We start from the raw sequence: 26,378 nt of genomic DNA on the forward strand, positions 1-26,378 counted from the left end.
GAGGCAGCGATAGCGGTTTGCCTGACATACCGCATCGCGGCCGTCGTAACCTCCGCGCGCTCCTACAATGCGTTTCGCTTGCGATGAAGGCAACGCCAGCACAGGTTATCCACAGTCCGTTCGATGAGGGTGTTCGGGATGTAGTTTCCGTAATCCAGGAGGGATCGGGTATAAAAAAAGAGAGCCGAAGCTCTCTTTTTTATCGCCATTGAAACGATCAGCCGATGGTCATCAAGCTCGCATTGCCACCCGCCGCAGCGGTGTTGACGCTCAATGCACGTTCAATCACCAAACGCTCCAGTGGCACGTTGGTTTCGCCGTGGGACAGGCCGTTGACGCCGACAATGGCACCGGCGCGCTGGGCCACTTGCTCGCAGACTGCGCGCAGTTGGTCGGAGTCGCCGTGATGCAGCACAGCGTCGATCAGCACGTCGTCCTTGGTCCAGTCAGCCACCAGTTTGATGCGCGATTGCACGTCTTTGGGCAGACGATTGCGCAGGGTTTTGCCCAGCTCGTTGTCTGGCCAGATTGCGGTGCTGCCAACGGCCAGAACAGCGGCCAGTTGAATCAGCAGGTCGCTTTCGGCTTCCGCCAGGCACAGCACGTGTTCCCGAGGCAGGATGCTGTAGCTGTTGCGCTCCCCGGTCGGACCGGTCAGCAAACGGGTGACACCGCTTTGCGATTGCTCGGCAAACTGGTCGCACAGCGTGGCCAGCTCTGGCTGTTGATTGCTGGACGCCCAGGTTTTCAGTGCGTGCAGCGGTTTGCTCAGGGCTTCGCGCATCCGGGTATCCGGTGCCACCAGCGCATCGCTGCGCACGAAAGATTGCTCGATGGCATCCACCGGACGCGTGGACAGCAGGCGATACAGATACAGCGGACCCCCGGCTTTCGGGCCGGTGCCGGACAGGCCTTCGCCGCCGAACGGCTGCACGCCGACCACGGCCCCGACGATATTGCGGTTCACGTAGACGTTGCCAGCGTTGACGTTGTCGATGACCTTGGCGATGGTCTCGTCAATGCGGGTATGCACGCCGAGAGTCAGGCCGTAGCCGGAAGCGTTGATCTGGCCGATCAGTTGGTCCAGTTCTTTGCGCTTGTAGCGCACGACGTGCAGCACCGGGCCGAAGATCTCCCGTTGCAGTTCATCGAAGCTTTCCAGCTCGATCAAGGTCGGCATCACGTAAGTACCGCGCTTGAGTTCGGCGCTGTCGGCGATGGCAACCTGATAAACCGTGCGGCCTTTGTCGCGCATGGCCTGGATGTGTTTCTCGATGCTGGCCTTGGCTTCAGCGTCGATCACCGGGCCGATGTCTACGGATAGGCGTTCCGGGTTGCCGAGGCGGCATTCAGCCATGGCACCTTTGAGCATTTCGATGACGCGATCAGCAGAATCTTCCTGCAGACACAGCACGCGCAGGGCCGAGCAACGTTGACCGGCGCTGTCGAAGGCTGAAGACACCACGTCGATGACCACTTGTTCAGTCAGGGCCGAGGAGTCGACGATCATTGCGTTCTGGCCGCCGGTTTCAGCGATCAGCGGGATCGGGCGACCTTGGGAATCCAGGCGACCGGCAACATTGCGTTGCAGCAGGCGCGCCACTTCAGTGGAACCGGTGAACATTACGCCCTTGACGCGATCATCACCCACCAGACGGGCGCCGACGGTTTCGCCGCGACCCGGCAGCAGTTGCACGACGCCTTCAGGAATCCCGGCTTCCAGCAGGATGCGCACAGCCTGGGCGGCCACCAGCGGGGTTTGTTCAGCGGGTTTGGCCAGTACCGGGTTGCCAGCAGCCAACGCCGCAGCGACCTGACCACTGAAAATCGCCAGCGGGAAGTTCCACGGGCTGATGCAAACCACCGGACCCAGCGGGCGGTGGGCGTCGTTGGTGAAATCGTTGCGGGCCTGCACGGCGTAGTAGCGCAGGAAATCCACGGCCTCGCGCACTTCCGCGATGGCGTTGGCGAAGGTCTTGCCGGCTTCACGAGCCAGCAGGCCCATCAATGGCTGGATCTCGGCCTCCATCAGATCGGCGGCGCGCTCCAGGATTGCGGCACGTTCGGCGGGCGGCGTGGCTTGCCAGATCGGGCCTGCCTTCAGCGCGCATTGCAGGGCGTTGTCCACGTCTTCCAGGCTGGCTTCCTGCACATGACCGACCAGATCACGCAAATCGGACGGGTTCAGCAGGGGTGTCGAAACACCTTCGCTGGCCGGGCTGCCCAGCATCGGGCCGGCTTTCCAGTCGTTGTGTGCGGTCGCCAGCAACGCCGATGAGAGCGACCCCAGGCGATGCTCGTTGGCCAGGTCGATACCGCTGGAGTTGGCGCGTTCCGGGCCGTACAGGTCGCGGGGCAGGGGGATGCGCGGGTGCGGCAGACCGAAGCCGCCTTCCTGCGTGGCCATCTGCTCGATCTGGGCTACCGGATCGGCTACCAGCTCCTGAATGGAGATGGACTGGTCGGCGATGCGGTTGACGAATGAGGTATTGGCGCCGTTTTCCAGCAGGCGACGAACCAGATAAGCCAGCAGCGTTTCGTGGGTGCCGACCGGCGCGTACACGCGGCACGGACGGTTCAGCTTGCCATCGGCCACTTTGCCGACGACCTGCTCGTAAAGCGGCTCGCCCATGCCATGGAGGCACTGGAATTCGTACTGGCCAGGGTAATAGTTCTGACCGGCAATGTGATAAATGGCCGACAAGGTATGGGCATTGTGGGTGGCGAACTGCGGGTAGATGACTTCCGGCACCGACAGCAGTTTGCGGGCGCAAGCAATGTAGGACACGTCGGTGTACACCTTGCGGGTATAGACCGGATAGCCTTCCAGACCTTCAACTTGAGCGCGTTTGATCTCGCTGTCCCAGTACGCGCCTTTTACCAGACGAATCATCAGGCGATGGCGGCTGCGGCGGGCCAGATCGATCACGTAGTCGATCACATACGGGCAACGCTTTTGATAGGCCTGGATGACAAAACCGATGCCGTTCCAGCCGGTCAACTGTGGCTCGAAGCACAGGCGCTCCAGCAGATCCAGCGACAGCTCCAGGCGGTCGGCTTCTTCGGCATCGATGTTCAGGCCGATGTCGTATTGCTTGGCCAGCAGGGTCAGCGACAGCAGGCGCGGGTACAGCTCTTCCATCACGCGCTCGTACTGGGCGCGGCTGTAGCGCGGGTGCAATGCCGACAACTTGATGGAAATGCCCGGACCTTCATAGATGCCACGGCCATGGGATGCTTTGCCGATGGAGTGAATCGCCTGCTCGTAGGACGCCAGGTATTTCTGCGCATCGTGCTCGGTCAGTGCGGCTTCGCCAAGCATGTCGTAGGAGTAGCGGAAACCCTTGGATTCAAAGCGACTGGCGTTGGCCAGGGCTTCGGCGATGGTTTCGCCGGTGACGAACTGCTCGCCCATCAGGCGCATGGCCATGTCCACGCCTTTGCGGATCATCGGCTCGCCGCTCTTGCCGATGATGCGGCTTAGGGAGGAGGTCAGCCCGGCTTCGTTGTGGGTGGCAACCAGTTTGCCCGTCAGCAACAAACCCCACGTGGCAGCGTTGACGAACAACGACGGGCTGTTGCCCAGGTGCGGATGCCAGTTGCCGGTGCTGATCTTGTCGCGGATCAGCGCGTCGCGAGTGCCTTTGTCCGGAATGCGCAACAAGGCTTCGGCCAGACACATCAGCGCCACGCCTTCCTGGGATGACAGGGAGAATTCCTGCAGCAAGCCCTGGACGATGCCTGCACGGCCACCGGCGCTTTTCTGATTGCGCAGCTTCTCAGCAATAGAAGCGGCCAGTTTGTTGGTGGCTTCAGCCATCGTGACCGGCAGGCGCGCCTGCTCGATGAGCATGGGCACAACTTCTGGCTCGGGGCGGCGGTACGCTGACGTGATGGAGGCACGCAGCACCGATTGCGGCAGGATGCTTTCGGCGAATTCGAGGAAGCACTGATGAACAGCTTCGGCTGGCAGCTCGCCAAGGTCATCGCCGTCTTTGCTGATCAGGCCATTGAGTTCAGCCAGGGTTGCACCACCTTCGAGCTTTTCCAGGTAATTGAAAATCGCCTGCTTGATCAACCAGTGCGGCGTGCGGTCGATGGAGTGGGCGGCGGCTTTCAATCGCTCGCGGGTCGGGTCGTCGAGTTTGACACCCAGGGTGGTGGTCGCCATGTGCTGTCCTCATTTTCGCCACTGTGGGTGTGGCCTTGGTTGTCGGACAAGATTAGCGGTGCGGGAACAGAGGTGCAACCGGGTGCAACCCCTTTTTTCTTGAATATTTTGCTGTTGGCCAGAATTCGATTTCGCGATTGGCTTTGCGCTCGGTCCCGGTGCTCTTAATCTGACGAAGCGATACCTTTCGCCCTAAAACGGGGCATAAAATGCTTATTTCAGCTCCCTTGTCGATAAGGTGCAACTTCACTGCAAATAACGGTTGCACCTGTTCGGCGTTCTTGAATAGGATTCCCACGTCTTAGTGCAACCTCGCTTGAAATTGCACAATCGATCGTCGTTTTTGTACGAAAACGCAGTCAGACACAGCCGTCTGCCATCAATGGCCCGCCAGGTTCATTGATCACGAGATCAGTCGGCGTTAAATAAAAACAATGCCAGGGCATAATCCAATGAGTGTCAGCAATCCCACCCTGATCACCTTCGTGATCTACATCGCAGCGATGGTTTTAATCGGCCTCATGGCCTATCGCTCCACTAACAACCTGTCGGACTACATTCTGGGCGGCCGCAGCCTGGGCAGTTTTGTCACTGCGCTTTCGGCCGGTGCTTCGGACATGAGCGGCTGGTTGCTCATGGGCTTGCCTGGCGCGATCTACATGTCCGGCCTGTCGGAAAGCTGGATTGCCATCGGCCTGATCATCGGTGCCTATCTGAACTGGCTGTTCGTGGCCGGTCGTCTGCGAGTGCAGACCGAACACAACGGCGATGCCTTGACCCTGCCGGATTACTTCACCAGCCGTTTTGAAGATCAGAGCGGCCTGCTGCGCGTGATCGCCGCCGTCGTGATTCTGGTGTTCTTCACCATCTATTGTGCTTCCGGGATTGTGGCGGGTGCGCGGTTGTTCGAAAGCACCTTTGGCATGTCTTACGAGACCGCATTGTGGGCCGGCGCTGCCGCGACCATCGCCTACACCTTCGTGGGTGGGTTCCTGGCCGTAAGCTGGACTGACACCGTTCAGGCGACGCTGATGATCTTCGCGTTGATCCTCACACCGATCATCGTGCTGCTGGCCACCGGTGGCGTTGACGCCACATTCCAGGCTATTGAAGCCAAGGATGCAACCAGCTTCGACATGTTCAAGAACACCACCTTCATCGGCATCATTTCCTTGATGGGCTGGGGTCTGGGTTACTTCGGTCAGCCGCATATCCTGGCGCGTTTCATGGCCGCCGATTCGGTGAAGTCCATTGCCAGCGCCCGTCGTATTTCCATGGCCTGGATGATCCTGTGCCTGGTCGGTACGGTTGCCGTGGGCTTCTTTGGTATCGCTTATTTCTCCGCACACCCCGACGTCGCCGGTCCGGTCACGGAAAACCCGGAGCGCGTATTCATCGAACTGGCCAAGCTGCTGTTCAATCCGTGGCTTGCCGGTGTGCTGCTGTCAGCCATTCTGGCGGCCGTCATGAGTACCTTGAGCTGCCAGTTGCTGGTGTGCTCCAGTGCGCTGACAGAAGACTTCTACAAAGCCTTCTTGCGTAAAAACGCTTCCCAGAAGGAATTGGTCTGGGTCGGCCGGGCGATGGTATTGCTGGTTGCGGTGATCGCCATCCTGCTGGCCGCCAACCCTGAGAACCGTGTTCTGGGTCTGGTGAGTTATGCCTGGGCAGGCTTCGGCGCGGCGTTTGGTCCGGTCGTGCTGATTTCGGTGCTGTGGAAAGGCATGACCCGCAACGGCGCACTGGCCGGTATTCTGGTCGGCGCTATCACCGTTATCGTCTGGAAAAACTTCAGCATCTGGGGTCTGTACGAAATCATCCCGGGCTTCCTCTTCGCCAGCATCGCTGTCGTCGTCTTCAGCCTGCTGGGCAAAGGCCCGTCGGTTGGCATGCAGACGCGCTTTGAGTTGGCCGAGAAAGAGTTCAAGGACGCTACACGCTAATCTGTTGGTGTAAAAACCATAGAAGCCGCTCGTTGACGAGCCCGTGTGTCTGACACACCGTCTCGCCAGCGAGTGGGCTCCTGCTGAAATCTGCTGCTTCCCTGCCTACACCTCTCCGTTCTCAGGCTCGCCCTGAAGCCGCGATACGATCTTTCCAATAAACTGGCCTCCCTCGGGAAGTGCTTATTTGAAGTGTCAGTACAAGTCGCACACCTCCTGCAAGAACCCGCTTATTGGCGATAGATACGATCGTTGAGGCATCGCTACGCCCGCCACTTTATTGTGGGCCGGGATCAATCCGGAAAGTTGTTACCGCCCCATTTGCGGGCAAGCCTCGCTCCGGCCAGGGCGGTATGGGTTTCTCAGGTCTTATTGTGATCAATGTCCAGGGTATAGAAGGTCGCTTTGCCGCCTTCATTGCTGTAACCGGAATGATCCTGGGTGTAAACGCCCGCCTTGAAGTACAGCGGCTTGTCGCGCCAGGTGGCGCTGATGGAAGTGCTCCAGTTCATGTCCTTGGCGCTGATACTGAGTTCGCCGCCGGGGCTGAGGTGGATGATGTATTTGAACTTCTCGTTCAGTGGCACGCCTTCGGCGATCTGGATGACGCGGCTCTTCTTGTCATCGTAACGGCTGCGCACCTTGGCGACGATGTCCCCGGATCCGGTGCTGTCCTTATACTGGTACTCGACCTTCAGCATCGGCTTGGTGCTGTTATAGGCGTGAATCTGGCCGATCACGATTTTGCCGGAGGACGGAACCTGATTGACCTCCAGGGTCGCGTTCAGATAATTGTCGGCGTCCGGATACAGCCAGTTGTGCAGCGATCCGTCTGACCAGGTTTCACGCAATTCGCTTCGCGGGTAAATAGCATTGGCTGTACGCGAGCCCGTGACCGGTGCCCAGAAGAAAATCGACTTAGAGCCCGAATTGAAGTACTTGCCGTCGTAGCCTTTAACCAGTTGCGCCGTTTCGATGGTTTTAGGTGGCGAACCTACCGGGATGCTCAGATTCCATGAAGAAAGATCAATCATAATTTCAGTCGTCCACTATGTCTCATTGCCAGCACCAAGCGTCTAGCTCGCGGCTTTGGGCGGTATTGGTTATACGGTCTGAAAAAAGATTTGTTAATGGAATTTTGTCGAATCGCTGACGTCAAAGTGCCTCCATTTTTGCTGGGCCACCTTTAGTACAAGGGTTTTAGCGATATACCGTTAGTCGGGTCACAGTCAATTTAGAGATGGCATTTGGCTAGCTCGCTTCTGGTTTAGATGATATGGGTCTACAGTAAAAGCCATTCGATTGAGTGTATTCTTCGACACTCGAGCGTCAGGCCATAAAAGAGAAGCAGCATGGAATGCGTGCAACCCCAGCCAGATGATCGCTGTTCGGTTTTGTTAGTCGTGGATGACTATCCGGAAAATTTGGTGACGATGCGCGCCGTTCTGCAGCGCCAGGATTGGTGCATTGTGACTGCCAGCTCCGGGCTAGAGGCGCTGACCATCCTGCTTGAAAGAGAGGTGGATCTGGTCCTGCTTGATGTTCAGATGCCCGACATGGACGGTTTCGAAGTCGCACGTCTGATGCGCGGCAGCCAACGCACCCGTTTGACACCCATTATCTTCCTGACTGCCAATGAGCAATCCAGAGATGCTGTCCACAAGGGCTATGCCAGTGGGGCAGTGGACTATCTGTTCAAGCCTTTTGATCCCAATGTTTTAAAGCCCAAAGTGCAGGCACTGCTGGAGCAGCAGCAGAGTCGGCGCGCCCTGCAAAGGTTGACGCTGGAGTTGGAGGAGGCCCGGGATTTCAATGCGTCGGTGCTGGACAACATCGACGAAGGCATCCTGGTTATCAGTGAAAAGGGTTTGATCAATTTCGCCAATCCGGCCATTTGCCGCTTGCTGGACACCAGTAACGGGAAGCTTTGCGGCACCCAGCTGCTTGATTACCTGATCGAACCCAACGTTGTGGACTGGCGTGAGTCGGGGTTTTATCGCCACTACCGCAATGGTGATTCGTATCGCGTGCACGATGCGATCCTGCGGACAGCATCCGGCGGTCAACTGCCTGTGGCACTGTCCTGCGCGCCTTTGCCGGCAGAGCGCAAGGCGATGGTGTTGAGCATTCTGGACATGTCGGTGGTGCGCGACCTGTACCGCCAACTCGAACATCAGGCGGTTACGGACACATTGACCGGGCTGCTCAACCGACGGGGGTTCTACCAGACCGTTGAAAGCATGCTGCTGCGTCACGCGCAGACCGGGAAGTTTCTGGTGGTGCTGTACCTTGACCTGGACGGCTTCAAGCGCATCAACGATTCCCTTGGCCACGATGCCGGAGACCAGGTGCTGCTCTGGGTTGCCCGGCAGCTCAAGGATTGCCTGCGCCCGTATGACGTGTTGGCGCGGGTGGGCGGCGATGAGTTCACGGTGGTTATTGAGGGCCTGGAATTTCCTGAGCATGCCGCCAAGGTGGCGGAAAAACTGATCGATCGCCTGTCGCTGAGACGGCAGATCGATGGTCTGGAGATTGCCCTTGGCGCCAGTATCGGTATCGCCACTTTCCCGGACTGCGGCTCGAATCTGGACGCTCTGTTGCGTGCGGCTGATATCGCCATGTATGAAGCCAAGCGCGCCGGCCGCCAGCAGTACCGTTTCTTCGATCAGGAAATGAATGGCCGCGCCCGTTCCCGGCTGATGCTCGAAGACAGTGTGCGAACCGCCATTGATGGCAGCGACTTTTCCATGGTCTATCAACCTCAAGTCTTCATCGAGGACGGTCGTCTCCGGGGATTTGAAGCGTTGTTGCGCTGGCAGCATCCCAGTGCGGGCGACGTTCCGCCCGGGTTGTTTATTCCGTTGCTGGAAGAAACCCGCTTGATCAACAGGCTGGGCGGATGGATTTTTGAGCAGGGCGCGGCGCAGCGTCAACGCTGGAACGACGTCTTTGATGACAGTCTGGTGCTCAGCGTCAGTGTCAGCGCGATCCAGTTCAGCATGCCCAACCTCGCGAGCGAGTTGCACCGTGCGATGCAGCGGTTTGACCTCAAGCCCGGCCAGCTTGAGGTCGAGATTACCGAAAGTTCGCTGGTCAATAACGCGCATCAAAGCCGCGTGCAGATTCAGTTGCTGCACGACATCGGCGTGCGGGTGGCGCTGGACGACTTTGGTGTAGGCGAGTGCTCGCTGTCGCATTTGCGCAATCTGGATATCGACACCTTGAAGATCGATCGGCATTTCATCGCCGGCATGATGGGCTCGGTGCGGGAGCTCGCCATCGCCAAGAGCATTATCGATCTGTGCCGTAATCTCGATGTGCTGGTGGTGGCCGAGGGCGTGGAAACCGTCGAGCAATACGATTGGCTAAGAGACAATGGCTGTGAATTGATCCAGGGCTTTCTGGTGGCGCACCCGATGCCCCCTGAAGAGGCCGTGCGCTTTGCCCAGCCGTTTGACTGGCAAAGGCTAAAACACGGTTGAGTTCTGTACACTGGTGCCTTTCAAATCTGTGTTGCAGCCCATGACAGCTTTGGCTCTTGCCCCACTCAAATACCTTCAGGCCTATCCTGAAGCCCTTCAGGCGCAGGTCCGGCAACTGATTGCCCTGGACAAACTCGGCGACTACCTCAAGCAGCGCTATCCGGAGCGCCATGGAATCCAGAGCGACAAGGCGCTTTACGCCTATGCGCTGGCGCTCAAGCAAGAGTATCTGCGCAATGCCCCCGGCATCGATAAAGTGCTGTTCGACAATCGTCTGGACCTCACTCATCGCGCCCTGGGCCTGCATTCGAAGATTTCACGGGTGCAAGGCAACAAGCTCAAGGCCAAAAAGGAAATACGCGTTGCGTCGCTGTTCAAGGAGGCCGCGCCGCAGTTTCTGAAAATGATCGTGGTGCATGAACTGGCGCATTTCAAAGAGTCGGACCACAACAAGGCGTTCTACCAGTTGTGCGAGCATATGCAGCCGGGGTATCACCAGCTGGAATTCGATCTGCGGGTCTATCTGACGTGGCGGGATATGGCGCAGGACCGGCCGGGTGGTGCTGCGCTTTAACCGCAAGACGATCAGGCGATGTGTTCAGCGCAGCGACTCATTCAACAGACAAGGATCCCGAGAGTGGACGTCAGCAAGACCAAAAGCAGCTTCTATCGCCGATTGTACGTGGCGTACCTGATCGACAGTCAGCAGGCCAACAGCGTACCGGCCTTGACCGAGCTCACGGGCATGCCGCGCCGCACTGCGCAGGACACCATTGCCGCGTTGGCGGATCTGGATATTCAGTGCGAGTTCGAACAGCAGGACGGCGCCCGCAATCATGCCGGGCATTACCGTATTCGAGACTGGGGCGCGATTGACCGGGGCTGGATCACCGCGCATCTGGCGCAGATCAAGTCGGTGCTGGGTTACCCCTGACTTCCCGGGGTCGCGCTATTCGAGGTCGCGACGCATGCCGATGTGGGGGATTGCGTCTTCCAGGTACACCTCGCCCACCGGTTCGAAACCGTAACGGCTGTAATAGCCTTGCAGATGCGCCTGGGCGGACAGATAGATCGGCTGGTCGGGCCATTGTTTCTCGGCATTTTCCAGCGCCTGCTCCATCAGTTCATGGCCAATGCCCCGGCTACGAATGGAAGGGGCGGTCACGACCCGGCCGATGGTCACGTCACCGCCTTGCTGAATGGGGTCGAGCAGGCGCAGGTACGCCACCAGCTCGCTGTTTCGCCAGGCCATTAAATGGCAGGTGTCGCCCATCAGGTCCAGCCCGTCCACGTCCAGATACACGCACTGCTGCTCGACCACGAACACCTCGGCGCGCAATTGCAGGATGGCGTAAAGGTGTTCTTTACTGAGATCGGTATGGTGCTTGCAGATCCATTTGATAGACATGTGGCTGACCCGGAGAAGAAACCTGACGCGAATACTAAACGCATCCGCGAACTTACCCAATAAAACCCTGTAGGTGTCGCCCGGGCGACCACTTTTTGTGCAAGCGGCCTCCCCGTCATTTGCGTTGAACCTTGCCCCGATGCATCACTCATTTGAGTTGTGAAAAGCGCCGATACAGTCTTCAATACAGGCTACTCGCCATTAGTCGTGCGGCGCTACCAGAGCGCACAGTGAGCGAGACTGCTTTGCCTAACTCAGGGAAATGAGCATGCCGTATTTGCTTCGAACCGTGGGTCTTCTGTGCTGGTTACTGGTAGCACCTGCCAGCGCAGGAGAAAAGCTGCGCCTGGTTGCCGATGCCTGGCCACCCTTCACCGACAGCACCTTGCTCAATGGTGGGCTGGCGACTGATTTGGTTGGCACTGCCTTGCGCCGGGCCGGGTATGACACCGAGTACCAGCAATTACCCTGGGCTCGGGCGTTGAATGGTCTGGGTGAAGGTCGCTATGACGTGCTGGTCAACGCCTGGTATAGCGAGGACCGAAAAAAAGTAGGCCTGTATTCCACCGAGTATTTAATCAACCGCGTGCGCTTCATCAAGCGCTCGCGATCCAGCGTCGAATATCACGGGCTGTATCAACTGTATGGAAGGCCCATCGCTGTCGTGCGCGGATATGCCTATTCGCCAGAGTTCGACGGCGACGAAATGCTGGAGAAGGTTCCGGTAAACAGCTTTTCCATGGCGGTGCGTATGGTGCTCGCCGGACGCGTGGACCTGACGCTGGAAGATGAATATGTCGCCCGTTTCTATCTATCCCGCGAACCCCAGGCGGTGCGCGATGCGCTCGAATTCCTGCCCCAGTCACTGAGCGAGAACAGCCTGCACATTCTCGTCAGCCTGAAAAACCCCGATCGGGAAGCAATTGTCGCTGGCTTCAATCGGGAGATCGCCGCCATGAAAGCTGACGGCAGTTACGCCGAGATCCTCAAGCGGCATGGCTTGTAGCGTCTTCCGGGCCTTTGATCAAATGTGCCGCGAGGGTTCGCAGTGGCCCCAGTTGGCGACAGATCAAGGCCAGTTGGGTTTGCACCAGACGCTGGCTTTCATCCAGGTCGTCGGGCATCTGCTCCAGTTCAACGGCCAGGTTTTCCTCGGCATCACTTTGAATCGAGACGGGTTTTTTCTCGGCCAGACTCTGGGCAATTTCATCGATGCTGGCGGCCAGCGCCGCGCCTGCACCGGCGATCAACTGTTCACGCACTTCGCTGGGCAACTGGGCGTCACGATGCGCGCCCAGGCCTGACAAATAACTGAGCAAGGTGTGCGAGAGCACCAGAAAACGAAACCCGACATCGGCTTCCTTGCGGAAATGCCCCGGCTCCATGAGCATATTGGCCAGCGTGGTGGACAGCGCCGCGTCGGCATTATGGGCGTTGCGGCGTGCCAGACGATAAGCCAGATCGTCGCTTTTGCCGTTGGCGTATTGCTGCATGATCTGGCGCAGGTAAATGCTGTTGCACGTCAGGGTATTGGCCAGCACCTTGTTCAGGCGCCGCCCTTGCCAGTCCGGCAGGAACAGGAACACCGCCAGCCCCGCGATCAGGCTGCCGAGCAAGGTATCGAACAGGCGTGGCAGGAACAGCCCGTATCCGTCGCCCACCTGATTGAAACAGAACAGCACCATCACCGTGATCGCGGCGGTGGACAAGGTGTAGCGCGTGGTGCGGTTGACGAAGAACACCACACCGGCGATCACCGCAACCATCGACTGCAGAATCGGGCTGGTGATCAGGTCGAACAGCGCCCAGCCCGCCGTCAGGCCAATGGCCGTGCCGATAATCCGTTGGCCGAGTTTGCGACGGGTTGCGCCATAACTGGGCTGACAGACGAATACCGTGGTCAGGATGATCCAGTAGCCCTGTGACGGGTGGATCAGGTGAACCATGGCGTAGCCGACGGTGAGCGCCAGTGGCAGGCGCAGGGCGTGGCGAAACAGCAATGACGTGGGGGTCAGTTGCAGACGCAGGCGATTCCAGGCGTCCTTGAAGGTACGCGGCGAGCGGTCCAGCAGTGAGCTGTCGGTGGCGGCCGCCACGGCATCCGGATTGCTGGCGTCCTTGAGGAGCCGATCAAGTGTGCCCAGGTTGGCGGCCAGGGCGCGCAGTGATCGCAACAGCCCGCGCCATGCCGGGTTGCTCTGGATGCGCAAGTGTTCCAGAGACGCCTGCAAATCTTCCATGGCATACGCAAAACTGTCGGTGTACGTGAACGGCTGACGCAACTGGATGGATTCGGACAGCGCCTGGCAGGCCACACCTTGCTGACGCAGCAGGCGCTGACAGCGGAACAGCACATCGCTGTGAAAGAACGCCTCGGCCAGCGAGTTGTAGGGGTAATGCGACGAACTGGCGCGCTCGTGGATGTCCTGAGCGATGAAGTACAGCTTCAGGTAGCGGCTGACCTTCGAGCCTGGACGACCATTGCCTACACGGTGCAGGATGATTTCCTTGGTGGCATTGAGCGCCGCCACAACGCGCCCGTTCTGCTGCGCAAGCTCAAGACGTCGGGCTTCAACGTCCAGTTGGCGGATGGGTTCGAACAGGCTCGACTTTAGCTTCAGGTATTGCCCCAGTTCGCGGAACAAGCGTGCCAGCGCCTGCTGCACCGGCTGGTTGGAAAACAACATCTGCCACAGCACCGACAGCAAGCCGTACCACGCCGCACCCGCGACCAGCAGCATCGGCTCGTGCCAGAAATCCAGCACCTCGCCGCCGCGCTGATCGACGCCGATCATGGTGTATATGGACAGAATCAACGTGCCATAGGCGATGGCGCTATAGCGCTCACCCAAGGCTCCCAGCATGGTCAGGCAAAACGCAGCCAGGGCGAGCGAACAGACAAAGAGAATCGGGTAAGGAAACAGCAACTCCACCGCCATGGCGGCGATGCTGAAGCACACCAGCGTTACCGCCAGGGCATTGAGACGACCTTGCCAACTGTCGTCGGTTTCGGCCAGGGCGCAGGCGATAATCCCCAGAAACAGCGGGATCAGCAACGCCATTTCGTTCTGATACCAGCACAGCGCCATGCTGCCGGTCAGCGCGATGAAGACACGGACGCTGTAGCTGAATTTATCCAGCGCCCACAGACGACGGAACGTGAGACGTAGAGATGTCGATGCCATAGAAGAGCTGACGGCCTTGTTCGCGATTGATCGATCCTGCTGGATATGTACAGGCCTGAGTCGGGTCTGTACATCCACCACGCAAAATTTATTCCGTAATGGGGGGGCAGTTCAAACTGTGGGACCGGCTTTAGCCGGGAAGAGGCCAGTACACCCGACGCATCAGCGCGGCAGGAAAGCAGCATTCCCGGATTCAACAGGTACACCGCGTCATCGTTCTTCGCGGGCAAGCCTCGCTCCAGCGGATCAGGGGCGCTTCACTCAAACAAACTGCGCCGCCGCATACCCCGACGCCCAGGCCCACTGGAAATTGAAGCCGCCCAGATGGCCGCTGACGTCCAGCACCTCGCCGATGAAGTACAACCCCGGCGATTTCAGCGATTCCATGGTCTTGGAGGAGACTTCCCGGGTGTCGATACCGCCCAGGGTCACTTCAGCCGTGCGATAGCCTTCAGTGCCCGCCGGGACCACCTGCCAGCTCGACAGCTTGCTCGCAATCTCCGCCAGTTCGGCATGGGTGTATTGCTTCATGGGCTTGGACACGAACCAGTGTTCGGCGATCAGGTTGGCCATCTTCTTGGTGAAGATTTCCCCCAGCAGGGTCTTGAGCTCGCTGTTGGGCCGCTCGGCTTGCTGCTCGCTGAGCCAGCTGGCGACGTCATGATCGGGCAGCAAATTGATCTCGACCGCATCACCGGGATGCCAGAAAGAAGAAATTTGCAGAATTGCCGGACCGCTGAGGCCGCGGTGGGTGAACAGGATGTTCTCGCGGAAACTCATGTCGTTGCAGCTGACCAGACAGTCCACCGATGTGCCGGACAGCTCGGTGCAGATGTCCTTCAGTTGGTCGGTAATGGTGAACGGCACGAGCCCGGCGCGGGTTGGCAGCAAGGTGTGGCCGAACTGCTTGCCGACTTGATAACCGAAGCCGGTTGCGCCCAAGGTCGGGATCGACAGGCCGCCGGTGGCGATCACCAGCGATTGGCAGCTCAAGTGGCCGAGCGTGGTCGCCAGCGTGTAGCCGGTCTCGGTTTTTTCGATCTGCTGCACCGAGGTGTCCATGTGCAGGCTGACGCCCGCCTGCTGGCATTCGTCCAGCAGCAGTTCGAGGATGTCGCTGGATTTGTTGTCGCAGAAAAGCTGACCGAGCTTTTTCTCGTGATACGGCACGCCATGCTTGGCCACGAGCGCGATGAAATCCCACTGGGTGTAACGCGCCAGGGCTGATTTGCAGAAATGCGGATTCTGCGACAAAAAGTTGGCCGGTTCGGTGTACATATTGGTGAAATTGCAGCGACCGCCGCCGGACATGAGGATTTTTTTGCCGGGCTTGTTGGCGTGATCGATCAGCATCACCTTGCGCCCGCGACTGGCGGCGGTCAGCGCGCACATCAAACCTGCGGCGCCAGCGCCAATAATCACAACGTCAGTAACGGGCACAGCGATTTCCTCGGTATGTAGGTCGTTCGAGCGAGGCTTGCCCGCGAACGATTGCGCAGCAGTCGCAAAAAAAGGTGGCTTGCGATCGCCGGAAAGTCGTTCCGACTTTTTCGCGGGCAAGCCTCGCTCCAACGATAGAAAGCGGGCCGCCTGTCAGCGTTTATTCAGTTCAAAGAATCCGCACGCGCAACGATTTGCCTTTGATCTTGCCGTTGTTCAAGCGCTCCAGCGCTTGTTTGGCGACGCCGCGCTCAACCGCCACATACGCCTGGAAATCAAAGATCGCGATCTTGCCCACTTGTGTGCCAGGAATCCCGGCATCGCCTGTCAGTGCGCCAAGAATGTCGCCGGGGCGCAGTTTGTCCTTGCGGCCAGAGCCGATGCACAAGGTGCTCATGGTCGGAATCAGCTGCGAGCCACCGGCATTTTTCAGGTTGTCGAGCTGATCCCAGCGCAACGAAGCTTTCTGGATTTCTTCGATGGCGCGGGCGCGCTGGCTTTCCGACGGGGCCACAAGGCTGACCGCGATGCCTTTTTCACCGGCGCGACCGGTACGGCCGACGCGGTGAATGTGCATCTCGGAATCACGGGCCAGTTCGACGTTGAGCACCATGTCCAGTGCATCAATGTCCAGACCGCGCGCGGCGACGTCGGTGGCAACCAGCACCGACGTACTGCGGTTGGCGAACATCGCCAGCACTTGATCCCGATCCCGTTGTTCCAGATCGCCATGCAGGCCCACGGCAGAAATGCCCTTGGCGGTCAGGTGATCCACCACTTCCTGGCACTGCTGCTTGGTGAAGCAGAATGCTACGCAGGATTGCGGGCGGAAGTGACCAAGCACCTTCACCACGGCGTCGAGGCGATCTTCAGGGGAAATCTCGTAGAAAATCTGCTCGATCTGGCTGTCGGCATGCAGCGCTTCGACCTTGACGGTCTGCGGGTCGCGCATGAACTTGGAGGACAGTTGTTTGATGCCCACCGGATACGTGGCGGAGAACAGCAGGGTCTGACGCTTTTTCGGAGTCTGCTCGATGATGTCGGCGATGGAGTCATAGAACCCCATGTCCAGCATGCGGTCGGCTTCGTCGAGGATCAGCGTGTTCAGGCCATCAAGCACCAGCGAGCCTTTGCGCAAATGCTGCTGAATGCGCCCTGGCGTACCGACGATGATGTGCGCGCCGTGCTCAAGCGAGCCGATCTGCGGGCCGAAGGACACGCCGCCGCACAGGGTCAGGACCTTGATGTTGTCTTCCGAACGGGCCAGACGGCGGATTTCCTTGGCCACCTGATCCGCCAGTTCGCGGGTGGGGCACAGCACGAGAGCCTGGCAACCGAAATAACGCGGATTGATCGGGTTGAGCAGGCCGATGCCGAATGCCGCGGTCTTGCCGCTGCCGGTCTTGGCCTGGGCGATGAGGTCCATGCCCTTGAGAATCACCGGCAGGCTCTGCGCCTGGATCGGCGTCATTTCGGCATAACCAAGCGACTCCAGGTTAGCCAACATGGCGGCGGACAGGGGCAAAGTATTGAAAGCGGTGTTAGTCACGGGATGAGCCTGCAAAACAAAATGTCGCGCAGTGTATCAGGTCCCGAGCAAGCCGGGCTGACTCCCGCCGGGCGGCCGTCTCGTCACCTTTCCCCGTAGGAGCGAGGCTTGCCCGCGAATCAGGCAGCTCGGTTCAACAGGTACACCGCGTCATCGTTCTTCGCTGGCAAGCCTCGCTCCAGCGATCTAAGGTGCCGGTGCTGGCTTCACCTCACGCGACGGCAACTGCAGGAAAATCCCCGCTGCGAACATGGCCATGACGCCCACGGTCAGGAAGGTCAGTTGAAAGGCCCCCAGCACGCTGCTCACTTCGCCGGTGGCGACCTGATCGGTAAACCCGCCCAGCAATGCCGCCGCGCACGCCACGCCGAAGCTCAAGGATAACTGCGCGACCACCGACAACAGGCTGTTGCCGCTGGCCGCGCTGGCGTCGTCCAGGTCGATCAGCGTCACGGTGTTCATGGCGGTAAATTGCAGGGAGTTCACCGCGCCGATCAGGCCTAGATGCACCAGCAGGACCCAATACGGTGTCTGGGCATCCACCAAGGCAACGCTCGCCAGCAAAATGCCGAGCAACAAGGTGTTGCCGGTGAGGATGACGCGATAACCCAGGTGTTCGATCAGCCAGCGCGCCACGGACTTGGCGAACATCGCCGCAGCGGCCAGCGGCAACATGCTCATGCCCGCCTGCGAAGGGGAATAACCCAGTGCAACTTGCAGCAACAACGGCATCAAGAACGGCAACGCGCCGCTGCCAAGCCGGGCGAACAGATTGCCGAGAATGCCCACGGCAAAGGTGCGGGTGCGGAACAGCGAGGGCGCAAACAGCGGCTGATCCACATGCCCGGCACGCAACCAGTAAGCGGCCAGGCAACCGAAGCCGCCGAACAGCAGCAACACCACCCGCAGGTGCGGCAGGTGCAGCTCGCCCAAGCCTTCCAGCGCGATGGTGATCAGCACCATGGCGGCGCCGAACAGCGCAAAACCGACACCGTCAAAGCGTGTGCGACCACCCCCGGGCAAGTTGGGGATGAAATGGTGCACAGCGTAGCAACCGATGAGGCCCACCGGAATGTTGATCAGGAAAATCCAGTGCCAGCTCAGGTATTCCACCATCCAGCCGCCCAGGGGCGGGCCCATCAGCGGACCGAGCAGGCCGGGCAGGGTGATGAAACTCATGATCCGCACCAGCTCCGAACGCGGATAGGCGCGCAACACGATCAAGCGCCCGATGGGCAGCATCAAGGCACCGCCAAGCCCCTGGACAACGCGAGCGCCGATCAACATGGTTAGCGTGCTGGACAGTGCGCACAGCAGCGAACCAAAGCTGAACAGCAGGATGGCACTAAAGAAAATCTGCTTGATGCCAAAACGGTCGGCGATCCAGCCCGAGGCCGGGATCAGCAAGGCGATGGTCAGCATGTAAGCGATGACCACCGACTGCATGCGCAGCGGGTCTTCGGCCAGCGACCGCGCCATGGAAGGCAGCGCGGTATTGAGGATGGTGCCATCCAGACTCTGCATGAAGAACGCGATGGCCACGACCCATGGCAACCAGCGCAGGGCTTTTTCATCCAGAACCGGGGCGGTGATTGGCATAGGGGTCCTTATCTTGTTGTCACCCCGTTGGAGCGAGGCTTGCCCGCGAAGCGGTTGGCACAAGCGATAACTAGATCGCCTGCACTGACGCCTTCGCGGGCAAGCCACGCTCCAACGGGCTTGTGGCTGGCGGTTACAACGTTAACGCCACCGACTGATCCCTAGGTACTTGTCGAGAGAATCAGTGTTTTGTTATCACCTCGTTGGAGCGAGGCTTGCCCGCGAAGCGGTTGCACAAGCGATAACTAGATCGACTGCACTGACGCCTTCGCGGGCAAGCCACGCTCCAACGGGCTTGTGGCTGGCGGTTACAACGTCAACGTCAACCGACTGATCAAAGCACCCGGCAGCTGACTGGAAGCTGTCTGGCGCTGACTATAGGTACTTGTCGAGAGAATCAGTTCCCGCTCTTTCGTCAATTCTTCCAGTGCGCTGCCCAGCAGGCTGTAGGCGCTGTCGTCGAAACGCATGGTGCTGACTGGCGCCTGAATCTTGCCGTCTTCAACCCAGAACGTCGCGAAACGGGTCATGCCCGTCAGGCGTGCCGCGGCCTGGTCGGAGTAGTTCAGGTACCAGAGATTGCCGATATACAGGCCGGTGCCGATTTTCTCCAGAATCTCCTCTAGCGCCAATGTGCCTGCCGCCATGCTCAGGCAATTGGGCGACTCGCCCGAATCAGCGCCATTGGTGCTCAAACCGTATTCAGCGGCGCTGGCCGAATCCACCAGTTGTTCGCGAGCCTGCCCGGCCGCGACCAGTGACAGGTCCTTGCGTGGATAACCTTCGCCGGAAAACGCCGGGGAGAGCGAACCCGTGACGTGCTCGTCAAGACTCACCAAAGGGCTTAACTGTGCGTCGCCGCTGTACAAGCGCTGCAACGGACTGGTCTTGTTCGCCAGTGATTGAGCGGAAAAGCCGCCCCAGCACAGCATGCCAATGATCTCGTCCATGGCTGCGGGGGCCAGGTACGCACGGTATTGACCGGGAGCGAGGGTTTTCAGCGGTCGGCCCAGGAACTCGAGTTGTTCGCGCGCCTGTTCGAAGCGTCGGGCGAAGGCCTCATCGCTCCAGTCATGCCCAGCGTAATTGGCTTTCACTGCCTGGCCGTTTTCGTGAAACAGGCTCCAGTCGAAGTTGAAGCTGTTGGCCTGATGCCAGCCCTGAGCGCCCCACGAACTGGCAAAGCCGCGATACAACGGGCCTGCCGCGTAGAAGCCCACCAGATCCAGCCCCTGGGCCAGACGATTGATCTGCCCCACCACGTCAGCGCTGTCCGGCAAGGGCTGGGCCTGAATATTGTCGGTCCGCCAGGCTTCGGTATTGGGTTGCAGGTACGGGTCTTCGGGCAGCAACGTCAGGGTTTCGCGCAACTGGTGCAGTGCTTCGCTCAAGCGCTGTTGGTCAAGCCCGGCATCCCCCGACAGCGTCAGTTGCAGGTTGGCGTGACGCCCGTCGTCAATCAGCTTGAAGGTCACGCTGGCCTGCTGCACATGGCCCATCTGGCGAACCTTGGCGTGATTGAAGCGAATGAAATCCGATGCCTCGGCGTGGTAGGCGAGGGTGAATTGTTCCTGATGGGTGAGCGCGCCTTTGAGGCTTGCCACCAGTGCCTGGAATTGCTCTTGATGCGTCATCAGGCATCTCCTCCGAATACGTCGACCTGGCTGAACACACAGGCCGGAGACGCGTGGCCGACCCGGATCACCTGATTGGGCTCGCCCTTGCCGCAGTTGGGTGTGCCCAGCACTTTGAAGGTGCTGGCGTCGCCCACGGCGCTGAGACTCTTCCAGAACTGCGCGGAAATGGCGCGGTAGTTGGGGTTCTTGACCACGCCTTTAAGCTCGCCGTTTTCGATCAACTGGGCCCATTCGCAACCGAACTGGAATTTGTTGCGCGCGTCGTCGATGGACCACGAGCGGTTGGTGGACATGAGGATGCCGTGTTCGATGTTGCCGATCAGTTGCGCCAGCGGTTGATCCCCCGGCTCGATGTTCAAGTTGGCCATGCGGTCGATGGGCGGGCGGTTCCAGCCGCAGGCACGACTGTTGGCGACGCCTTCCATGCCCGCACGGTGTTGCGACAAGCCGCCGCCCAAGGGGCGCTCCAGCTTGCCTTCACGAATCAGGAATTGCTTGCTCGCGGCCGTGCCGTCGTCGTCATGGCTGTAGCTGGCCAGTTGCTCGGGGATGTCCGGGTCGAAGGTGACGTTGAGCAGTTTCGAGCCATATTGCAGGCTGCCGAAGTCACTGGCCTTGACGAAGCTAGTGCCCGCGTAATTGCGCTCATCACCCAGAATGCGGTCCAGTTCCAGCGGATGGCCGATGGATTCGTGAATTTGCAGCATCATCTGGTCCGGCATCAACAGCAGATCCCGCGGGCCTTGTGGCGCGTTGGGCGCCATGATCAGTTGCAGCGCCTGATCGGCCACCTTGCCCGCCGCGCCGACCAGGCCGCAATTGGCGATGACTTCCGCGCCGCCTTGCTGGCCAAAGTTATCCCGGCCCAGACTGCGGGTCTGGCTGTCGCTACCGTCGTAAGCGGTCACGCTCATGCCCGGATAAACAAAGCGCTGGGCTCGACGAATCAGCGCCCCCGCGTTATTCAGGTAGATCTGCTCGACGTTTTCCAGGCCGAGGCTGACTTGCCAGTTCACCAGTCGCTCATCCTGGGGCACTGCCGTGGACTCGCTCATCAGCAGATGCAGGCAGTCGCTCAACGGCGGGAAGGCATCGTTCAGGTGGGGCGATACGTAATCGGCGCGAGCGGTTGCGACGGCGTGCCCGGTCAAATCCAGCAGCGCGTAGGGCCCCAGGCGCAGGGCATGGGCTTCGGCTTGTTCCAGCGCCGCTTGCAGGCCCCGTTGCGAGAGGTCTTGGGTCGCCGCGTAGGCTTCCACGCCATTGAGGCGCACGGTCAGCATCGCGCCTTCATCGCTGCTCAGATGAGGCGGTTCAGCGACATTCTTGCGCACGCACAAATGCTGGCTGGTCTGGCGTACATACCGCAGGGAAAAGAACTGGGCGCGGCTCTGCAGGGCGGCAAACCGCTGCGAAAGCTGAGCGGAGAGATCGAACATGCAGGGTGGCCTCTTGGAGTGTCATGTCAGGAACGTGTCGGTGGATGACCCGACGCCTTCGCGGATAAACCCGCTCCCACAATGGAAATGCGTTCCCCTGTAGGAGGTCATCGGGGTTTGATCCGACGCCTGCGCGGATAAATCCGCTCCCACAGTGAACATGCGGTCTCCAGTGGGAGCGAATTTATTCGCGAAGGGGGCGACGCGGTTTCTGAATTAAACCGGGCAACCCTTGCTGCGCAGGATCGCGTCGAAACGATCAGGGTCCAGCGTGCCGGCTTCAATGGCGGCCAGGGTGGCTTTTTCACGGGCCAGCAGGTCGTGGCAACGCACCAGCAGTTCGGGCAACTCGGCGCGGGCAGCGGCAACGACGCCGTCACCGTCGCCAATCATCAGGTCGCCGGGCATGACCAGCATGCCGGCGCAGGAAATCGGTACGTTGATTTCGCCGCCGCCGTCGGTGCTTGGCCCACGATGGACGCCGCCGATGGCATACGCAGGCAGTTCGCCGGTCTGCCATTCGTCCAGGTCACGCAGTGCGCCGTTGATCACCACGCCGACGATGCCGGCCTTGAGCGCCATGGCACGCATGATGCCGCCGAACACGGCACGGGTCAGGTCGGCGCTGCCGTCGATGACCAGCACGTCGCCAGGACGGGCCATCTGCATGGCCTTGAGAATCATCAGGTTGTCGCCGGGGCGTACACGCACGGTCAGCGCGCTGCCGAGCATCGGGGCGTTGCCGTGAAACGCTTTCAAACCCAGCCCGCCCACGTTGCGGCCCAGGCAGTCACTGACGGCGGCAGCAGGAATCTTGCTGAAGGCGGTCAGCCATTTCGGGTCCAACGGCTCGGCGTTGGGGTTGATCAGGTATCCGGTGGGCCATTTGCTCGAAGAAACTACATCAAACATGTGTAAGCCTCGTGGCCAGTCATTGCCGGCTTGTCGATTGTTGCGGGGGGGTTGATCGTTTGCGTAGCGCTAGATTAGGCCCGTGGCCATGTCGGGATCAAGCGCGGCGGGTGCAGGTTGGCGATAGAAACTTGTTGGAGCGAGGCTTGCCCGCGAAGGCGTCAATTCAGGCGATACCTGTATCAGCCCGAAAATTGTTTCGCGGGCAAGCCTCGCTCCTGCGGGGTTTGCAGTTACTGCGCGGTACGGCTCACTTCCCGCACGGGCTTGCCACGCGCCGGCTTGTCGCCCGCCACGAAGTAATCGGCGGTGCTACGCGGCAGTGGCGCACGGCCACGGATCTTGTCGGCGATTTTCTCGGCGATCATGATCGTGGGTGCGTTGAGGTTGCCGGTGGTGATCAGCGGCATGATCGACGCATCCACAACCCGCAAGCCCTGCAAGCCATGCACCCGGCCTTCGCCATCAACCACCGCCATCTCGTCAGTGCCCATCTTGCACGAGCAGGACGGATGGAACGCAGTTTCAGCGTGATCGCGCACGAACTTGTCCAGATCTTCATCGGACTGCACGTCAATGCCGGGGCTGATTTCGCGGCCACGGTACGGGTCAAGCGCGGGTTGCTGCATGATTTCCCGGGTCAGGCGGATGCCGTCGCGAAATTCCTGCCAGTCCTGTTCGCTCGCCATGTAATTGAAGAGGATGCTCGGGTATTCCCGAGGGTTCTTCGATTTGATCTGCACGCGACCACGGCTGGGCGAACGCATTGAACCCACGTGGGCCTGGAAACCATGCTCTTTTACGCCATTGCTGCCGTTGTAGTTAATCGCCACCGGCAAGAAGTGGTACTGAATGTTCGGCCATTCGAAAGCCTCGCTGGAGCGGATAAAACCGCCGGCTTCGAACTGATTGCTGGCGCCGATGCCTTTGCCGAGGAACATCCATTCGGCACCAATGGCCGGCTGATTCCACCACAGCAGGGAGGGGTACAGGGAAACCGGTTGAGTGCAGGCATATTGCAGGTACATCTCCAGGTGATCCTGAAGATTCTGGCCAACGCCCGGCAAATCGTGAACCACTGGAACGTCCAGCTTGTTGAGCACTTCAGCCGGGCCGACGCCGGAGCGCTGCAGGATCTGCGGCGAAGCGATGGCGCCACCGCACAGCAGGACTTCCTTGCGTGCACGGGCTTCAACCCGCGAATCGTTATCGCCGACCAGATAAGTCACGCCAACGGCGCGCTTGCCCTCGAACAGAATCCGATCCGTCAGGGCGTGAATCACAATGGTCAGCGTCGAGCGTTTTTTCGCTTCATCCAGGTAGCCGCGTGCGGTGCTGGCGCGACGACCATTAGGCGTCACGGTGCGGTCCATCGGGCCGAAACCTTCTTGCTGATAGCCGTTAAGGTCGTCGGTGCGCGGATAGCCTGCTTGCACACCCGCCTCGACCATGGCGGCGAACAGCGGATTGTTGCCGGCTTTGGGCGTGGTCACGCTGACCGGACCGTCGCCACCGTGGTAGTCATTGGGGCCGATGTCGCGGGTTTCTGCCTTGCGAAAATACGGCAGGCAATCCAGGTAGCTCCAGTCTTCCAGGCCAGGGTTTTTCGCCCAGCCGTCGTAGTCCATGGCGTTGCCACGGATGTAGCACATGCCATTGATCAGCGACGAACCGCCCAGGCCCTTGCCACGGCCACATTCCATGCGACGGCCGTTCATGTGCGGTTCCGGATCGGTTTCGTAGGCCCAGTTGTAGCGACGGCCCTGCAGTGGGAATGCCAGTGCGGCGGGCATTTGTGTGCGGAAATCCAGACGATAGTCCGGGCCGCCAGCTTCAAGCAGCAAAACAGTGACGCCTGCGTCTTCGGTGAGACGGGCTGCCAGGGTATTACCGGCCGAGCCCGCGCCGATGATGATGTAATCGAATTCTTGGGACATTACTGCACCCTCTTTTGAAAATAGTCGGAGCCATGTGGCGAAAGCACGTCGTGGGACCGGTTTTGGCGGGGAAGGCTGCATCACGGATGACGCAGATGCGGTGAATGTACCGACCTCTTCCCGGCTGAAGCCGGTCCCACGGGAATCACATTGCCGTTAAAAAACCGACGCGTAATCACCCAGCTCAACCTGCACGGACTTGATCCGCGTGTACTGCGCCAACGAGCTGATCCCGTTTTCACGACCCACGCCCGATTGCTTGTAGCCGCCCACCGGCATTTCTGCCGCTGATTCACCCCAGGCGTTGATCCAGCAAATGCCGGCTTCAAGCTGGTGAATCACGCGGTGGGCGCGGCTCAGGTCCTTGGTGACGATACCGGCGGCCAGACCGAACTCGGTGTCGTTGGCGCGGCGGATCACTTCTTCTTCGGTGTCGTAACCGAGGATGCTCATCACCGGGCCGAAGATTTCTTCGCGCACGATTTTCATGTCGTCAGTGCAATCGGTGAACACCGTAGCGGCCACATAAGCGCCTTGGGCGAATTCACCTTCGGTCAGCCGCTCGCCGCCAATCAGCAGGCGCGCGCCTTGCTCTTTGCCGGAGGCGATGTAACCCAGCACGTTTTCCATGTGGGCGAAACTCACCAGCGGGCCGAAGTTGGTGTTGTCGTCTTGCGGGTTGCCCACACGGATGCGTTTAACGCGCTCGACGATCTTGGCTTCAAATGCGGCTTTGAGCGCATTGGGCACAAACACACGGGTGCCGTTGGTGCACACCTGGCCGGAGCTATAGAAGTTGGCCATCATGGCGATGTCGGCGGCGCGATCCAGATCGGCGTCGTCGAAGATGATCAGCGGCGATTTACCGCCCAGCTCCATGGTCACTTCCTTGAGGGACGAGCCCGAAGCGCTGGCCATGACTTTCTTGCCGGTGGTGACACCGCCGGTGAACGAGATCTTCTCGATGCGCGGGTGTTCGGTCAGCCAGCTGCCGACTTCGGCGCCAGTGCCGGTCAGGACGTTGAACACGCCGTCCGGAACGCCAGCCTCGGTGTAGATTTCTGCCAGCTTCAAGGTGGTCAGCGACGTGACTTCGCTGGGCTTGAAGATCATCGCGTTGCCCGCCGCCAGGGCCGGAGCGGATTTCCACAGGGCGATCTGGATCGGGTAGTTCCACGCGCCGATGCCGGCGACAACGCCCAATGGCTCGCGGCGGGTATAGACGAAGGACGACGTGCGCAGAGGGATCTGCTCGCCTTCGATGGCGGGCACCAGGCCTGCGTAATATTCCAGCACGTCGGCGCCGGTGACGATGTCGACGTATTTGGTTTCGGAGAACGCCTTGCCGGTGTCCAGGGTTTCCAGCGCGGCCAGCTCATCGTTGCGCTCGCGCAGGATGTCCACGGCGCGGCGCAGGATGCGCGAGCGCTCCATGGCGGTCATGGCGGCCCAGATTTTCTGGCCTTTCTCGGCGCTGATCACGGCGCGTTCAACGTCATCTTTGGAAGCGCGCTGGACTTGAGCCAGAACCTCGCCGTTGGCCGGGTTGATAGCGTCGAAAGTCGCCTTGCCGGTGGCGTCGACGTAGCCGCCGTCGATGTAGAGTTTTTGCAGTTCGAAACGGGCCATAAAGTCCTCGCGAATTCTTGAGTGGTGGGCGATGACTCAAGTCAGGT

General features: G+C 59.8%; 17 protein-coding genes. 5 read left to right on the plus strand and 12 right to left on the minus strand.

Annotation, left to right across the window (positions count from 1 at the left end; genetic code table 11):
• Positions 1-217: 217 nt before the first annotated feature.
• Complete coding sequence (gene putA / locus ACP7B0_RS15785) at positions 218-4,171, minus strand: trifunctional transcriptional regulator/proline dehydrogenase/L-glutamate gamma-semialdehyde dehydrogenase (protein ID WP_426142337.1); 3,954 nt, start codon at positions 4,169-4,171, stop codon at positions 218-220.
• A gap of 452 nt (positions 4,172-4,623) precedes the next feature.
• Here putA and putP point away from each other — a divergent pair, with 452 nt between their 5' ends.
• The gene (gene putP, locus ACP7B0_RS15790; RefSeq protein ID WP_426142338.1) at positions 4,624-6,114 is read left to right on the plus strand and encodes a sodium/proline symporter PutP; all 1,491 of its coding nucleotides are present in this window, start codon (positions 4,624-4,626) and stop codon (positions 6,112-6,114) included.
• 362 nt (positions 6,115-6,476) lie between these two features.
• Here putP and ACP7B0_RS15795 read toward each other — a convergent pair whose 3' ends face one another.
• Positions 6,477-7,148 carry a polysaccharide lyase family 7 protein gene (locus ACP7B0_RS15795; RefSeq protein ID WP_426142339.1) on the minus strand — a complete coding sequence of 224 codons (672 nt, stop codon included), beginning with the start codon at positions 7,146-7,148 and terminating at the stop codon, positions 6,477-6,479.
• Between the two features lie 318 nt (positions 7,149-7,466).
• Between ACP7B0_RS15795 and ACP7B0_RS15800 the strand changes: the two genes are divergently transcribed.
• The 3 genes from ACP7B0_RS15800 to ACP7B0_RS15810 all read left to right on the plus strand — a co-directional run bounded on the left by ACP7B0_RS15800 (position 7,467) and on the right by ACP7B0_RS15810 (position 10,530).
• On the plus strand, positions 7,467-9,596 hold the full coding sequence (locus ACP7B0_RS15800) for a two-component system response regulator (protein ID WP_426142340.1): 2,130 nt from the start codon (positions 7,467-7,469) through the stop codon (positions 9,594-9,596).
• A gap of 40 nt (positions 9,597-9,636) precedes the next feature.
• The gene (locus tag ACP7B0_RS15805; protein WP_426142341.1) at positions 9,637-10,170 is read left to right on the plus strand and encodes a YgjP-like metallopeptidase domain-containing protein; all 534 of its coding nucleotides are present in this window, start codon (positions 9,637-9,639) and stop codon (positions 10,168-10,170) included.
• A gap of 63 nt (positions 10,171-10,233) precedes the next feature.
• Positions 10,234-10,530 carry a winged helix-turn-helix domain-containing protein gene (locus ACP7B0_RS15810; RefSeq protein WP_426142342.1) on the plus strand — a complete coding sequence of 99 codons (297 nt, stop codon included), beginning with the start codon at positions 10,234-10,236 and terminating at the stop codon, positions 10,528-10,530.
• Between the two features lie 15 nt (positions 10,531-10,545).
• Here ACP7B0_RS15810 and ACP7B0_RS15815 read toward each other — a convergent pair whose 3' ends face one another.
• Positions 10,546-11,004 carry a GNAT family N-acetyltransferase gene (locus ACP7B0_RS15815; RefSeq protein ID WP_426142343.1) on the minus strand — a complete coding sequence of 153 codons (459 nt, stop codon included), beginning with the start codon at positions 11,002-11,004 and terminating at the stop codon, positions 10,546-10,548.
• Between the two features lie 268 nt (positions 11,005-11,272).
• Here ACP7B0_RS15815 and ACP7B0_RS15820 point away from each other — a divergent pair, with 268 nt between their 5' ends.
• On the plus strand, positions 11,273-12,010 hold the full coding sequence (locus tag ACP7B0_RS15820; RefSeq protein ID WP_426142344.1) for a substrate-binding periplasmic protein: 738 nt from the start codon (positions 11,273-11,275) through the stop codon (positions 12,008-12,010).
• On the opposite strand, the gene yccS is transcribed toward ACP7B0_RS15820, so the two are convergent.
• The 9 genes from yccS to betB all read right to left on the minus strand — a co-directional run bounded on the left by yccS (position 11,991) and on the right by betB (position 26,331).
• Positions 11,991-14,189 (minus strand): YccS family putative transporter, encoded by a 2,199-nt coding sequence (yccS, locus tag ACP7B0_RS15825; RefSeq protein ID WP_426142345.1) that lies wholly within the window; start codon positions 14,187-14,189, stop codon positions 11,991-11,993. The genes ACP7B0_RS15820 and yccS overlap by 20 nt on opposite strands.
• A 261-nt stretch (positions 14,190-14,450) precedes the next feature.
• Positions 14,451-15,629 carry an NAD(P)/FAD-dependent oxidoreductase gene (locus ACP7B0_RS15830; protein ID WP_426142346.1) on the minus strand — a complete coding sequence of 393 codons (1,179 nt, stop codon included), beginning with the start codon at positions 15,627-15,629 and terminating at the stop codon, positions 14,451-14,453.
• 169 nt (positions 15,630-15,798) lie between these two features.
• On the minus strand, positions 15,799-17,178 hold the full coding sequence (gene dbpA / locus ACP7B0_RS15835; protein WP_426142347.1) for an ATP-dependent RNA helicase DbpA: 1,380 nt from the start codon (positions 17,176-17,178) through the stop codon (positions 15,799-15,801).
• A 186-nt stretch (positions 17,179-17,364) separates the two neighbouring features.
• Entirely contained in the window at positions 17,365-18,777 is a 1,413-nt protein-coding gene (mdtD, locus tag ACP7B0_RS15840) for a multidrug transporter subunit MdtD (protein ID WP_426142348.1), read from the minus strand.
• A gap of 308 nt (positions 18,778-19,085) precedes the next feature.
• Positions 19,086-20,411: a TldD/PmbA family protein gene (locus tag ACP7B0_RS15845; RefSeq protein ID WP_426142349.1), complete on the minus strand. Its 1,326-nt coding sequence runs from the start codon at positions 20,409-20,411 to the stop codon at positions 19,086-19,088.
• Positions 20,411-21,853 carry a TldD/PmbA family protein gene (locus tag ACP7B0_RS15850; RefSeq protein ID WP_426142350.1) on the minus strand — a complete coding sequence of 481 codons (1,443 nt, stop codon included), beginning with the start codon at positions 21,851-21,853 and terminating at the stop codon, positions 20,411-20,413. Before ACP7B0_RS15850 ends, ACP7B0_RS15845 begins: the two co-directional genes overlap by 1 nt.
• A 216-nt stretch (positions 21,854-22,069) precedes the next feature.
• Entirely contained in the window at positions 22,070-22,765 is a 696-nt protein-coding gene (locus ACP7B0_RS15855) for an RraA family protein (protein ID WP_426142351.1), read from the minus strand.
• 233 nt (positions 22,766-22,998) lie between these two features.
• Positions 22,999-24,702 carry a choline dehydrogenase gene (betA, locus tag ACP7B0_RS15860; RefSeq protein WP_426142352.1) on the minus strand — a complete coding sequence of 568 codons (1,704 nt, stop codon included), beginning with the start codon at positions 24,700-24,702 and terminating at the stop codon, positions 22,999-23,001.
• Between the two features lie 156 nt (positions 24,703-24,858).
• A complete protein-coding gene (gene betB, locus ACP7B0_RS15865) occupies positions 24,859-26,331 on the minus strand; it encodes a betaine-aldehyde dehydrogenase (protein WP_426142353.1) in 1,473 nt (490 codons plus the stop codon).
• Positions 26,332-26,378 lie beyond the last annotated feature (47 nt).

Origin of the sequence: Pseudomonas sp. DWP3-1-2 (assembly GCF_049896285.1) — a bacterium.
Classification (GTDB): Bacteria; Pseudomonadota; Gammaproteobacteria; order Pseudomonadales; family Pseudomonadaceae; genus Aquipseudomonas.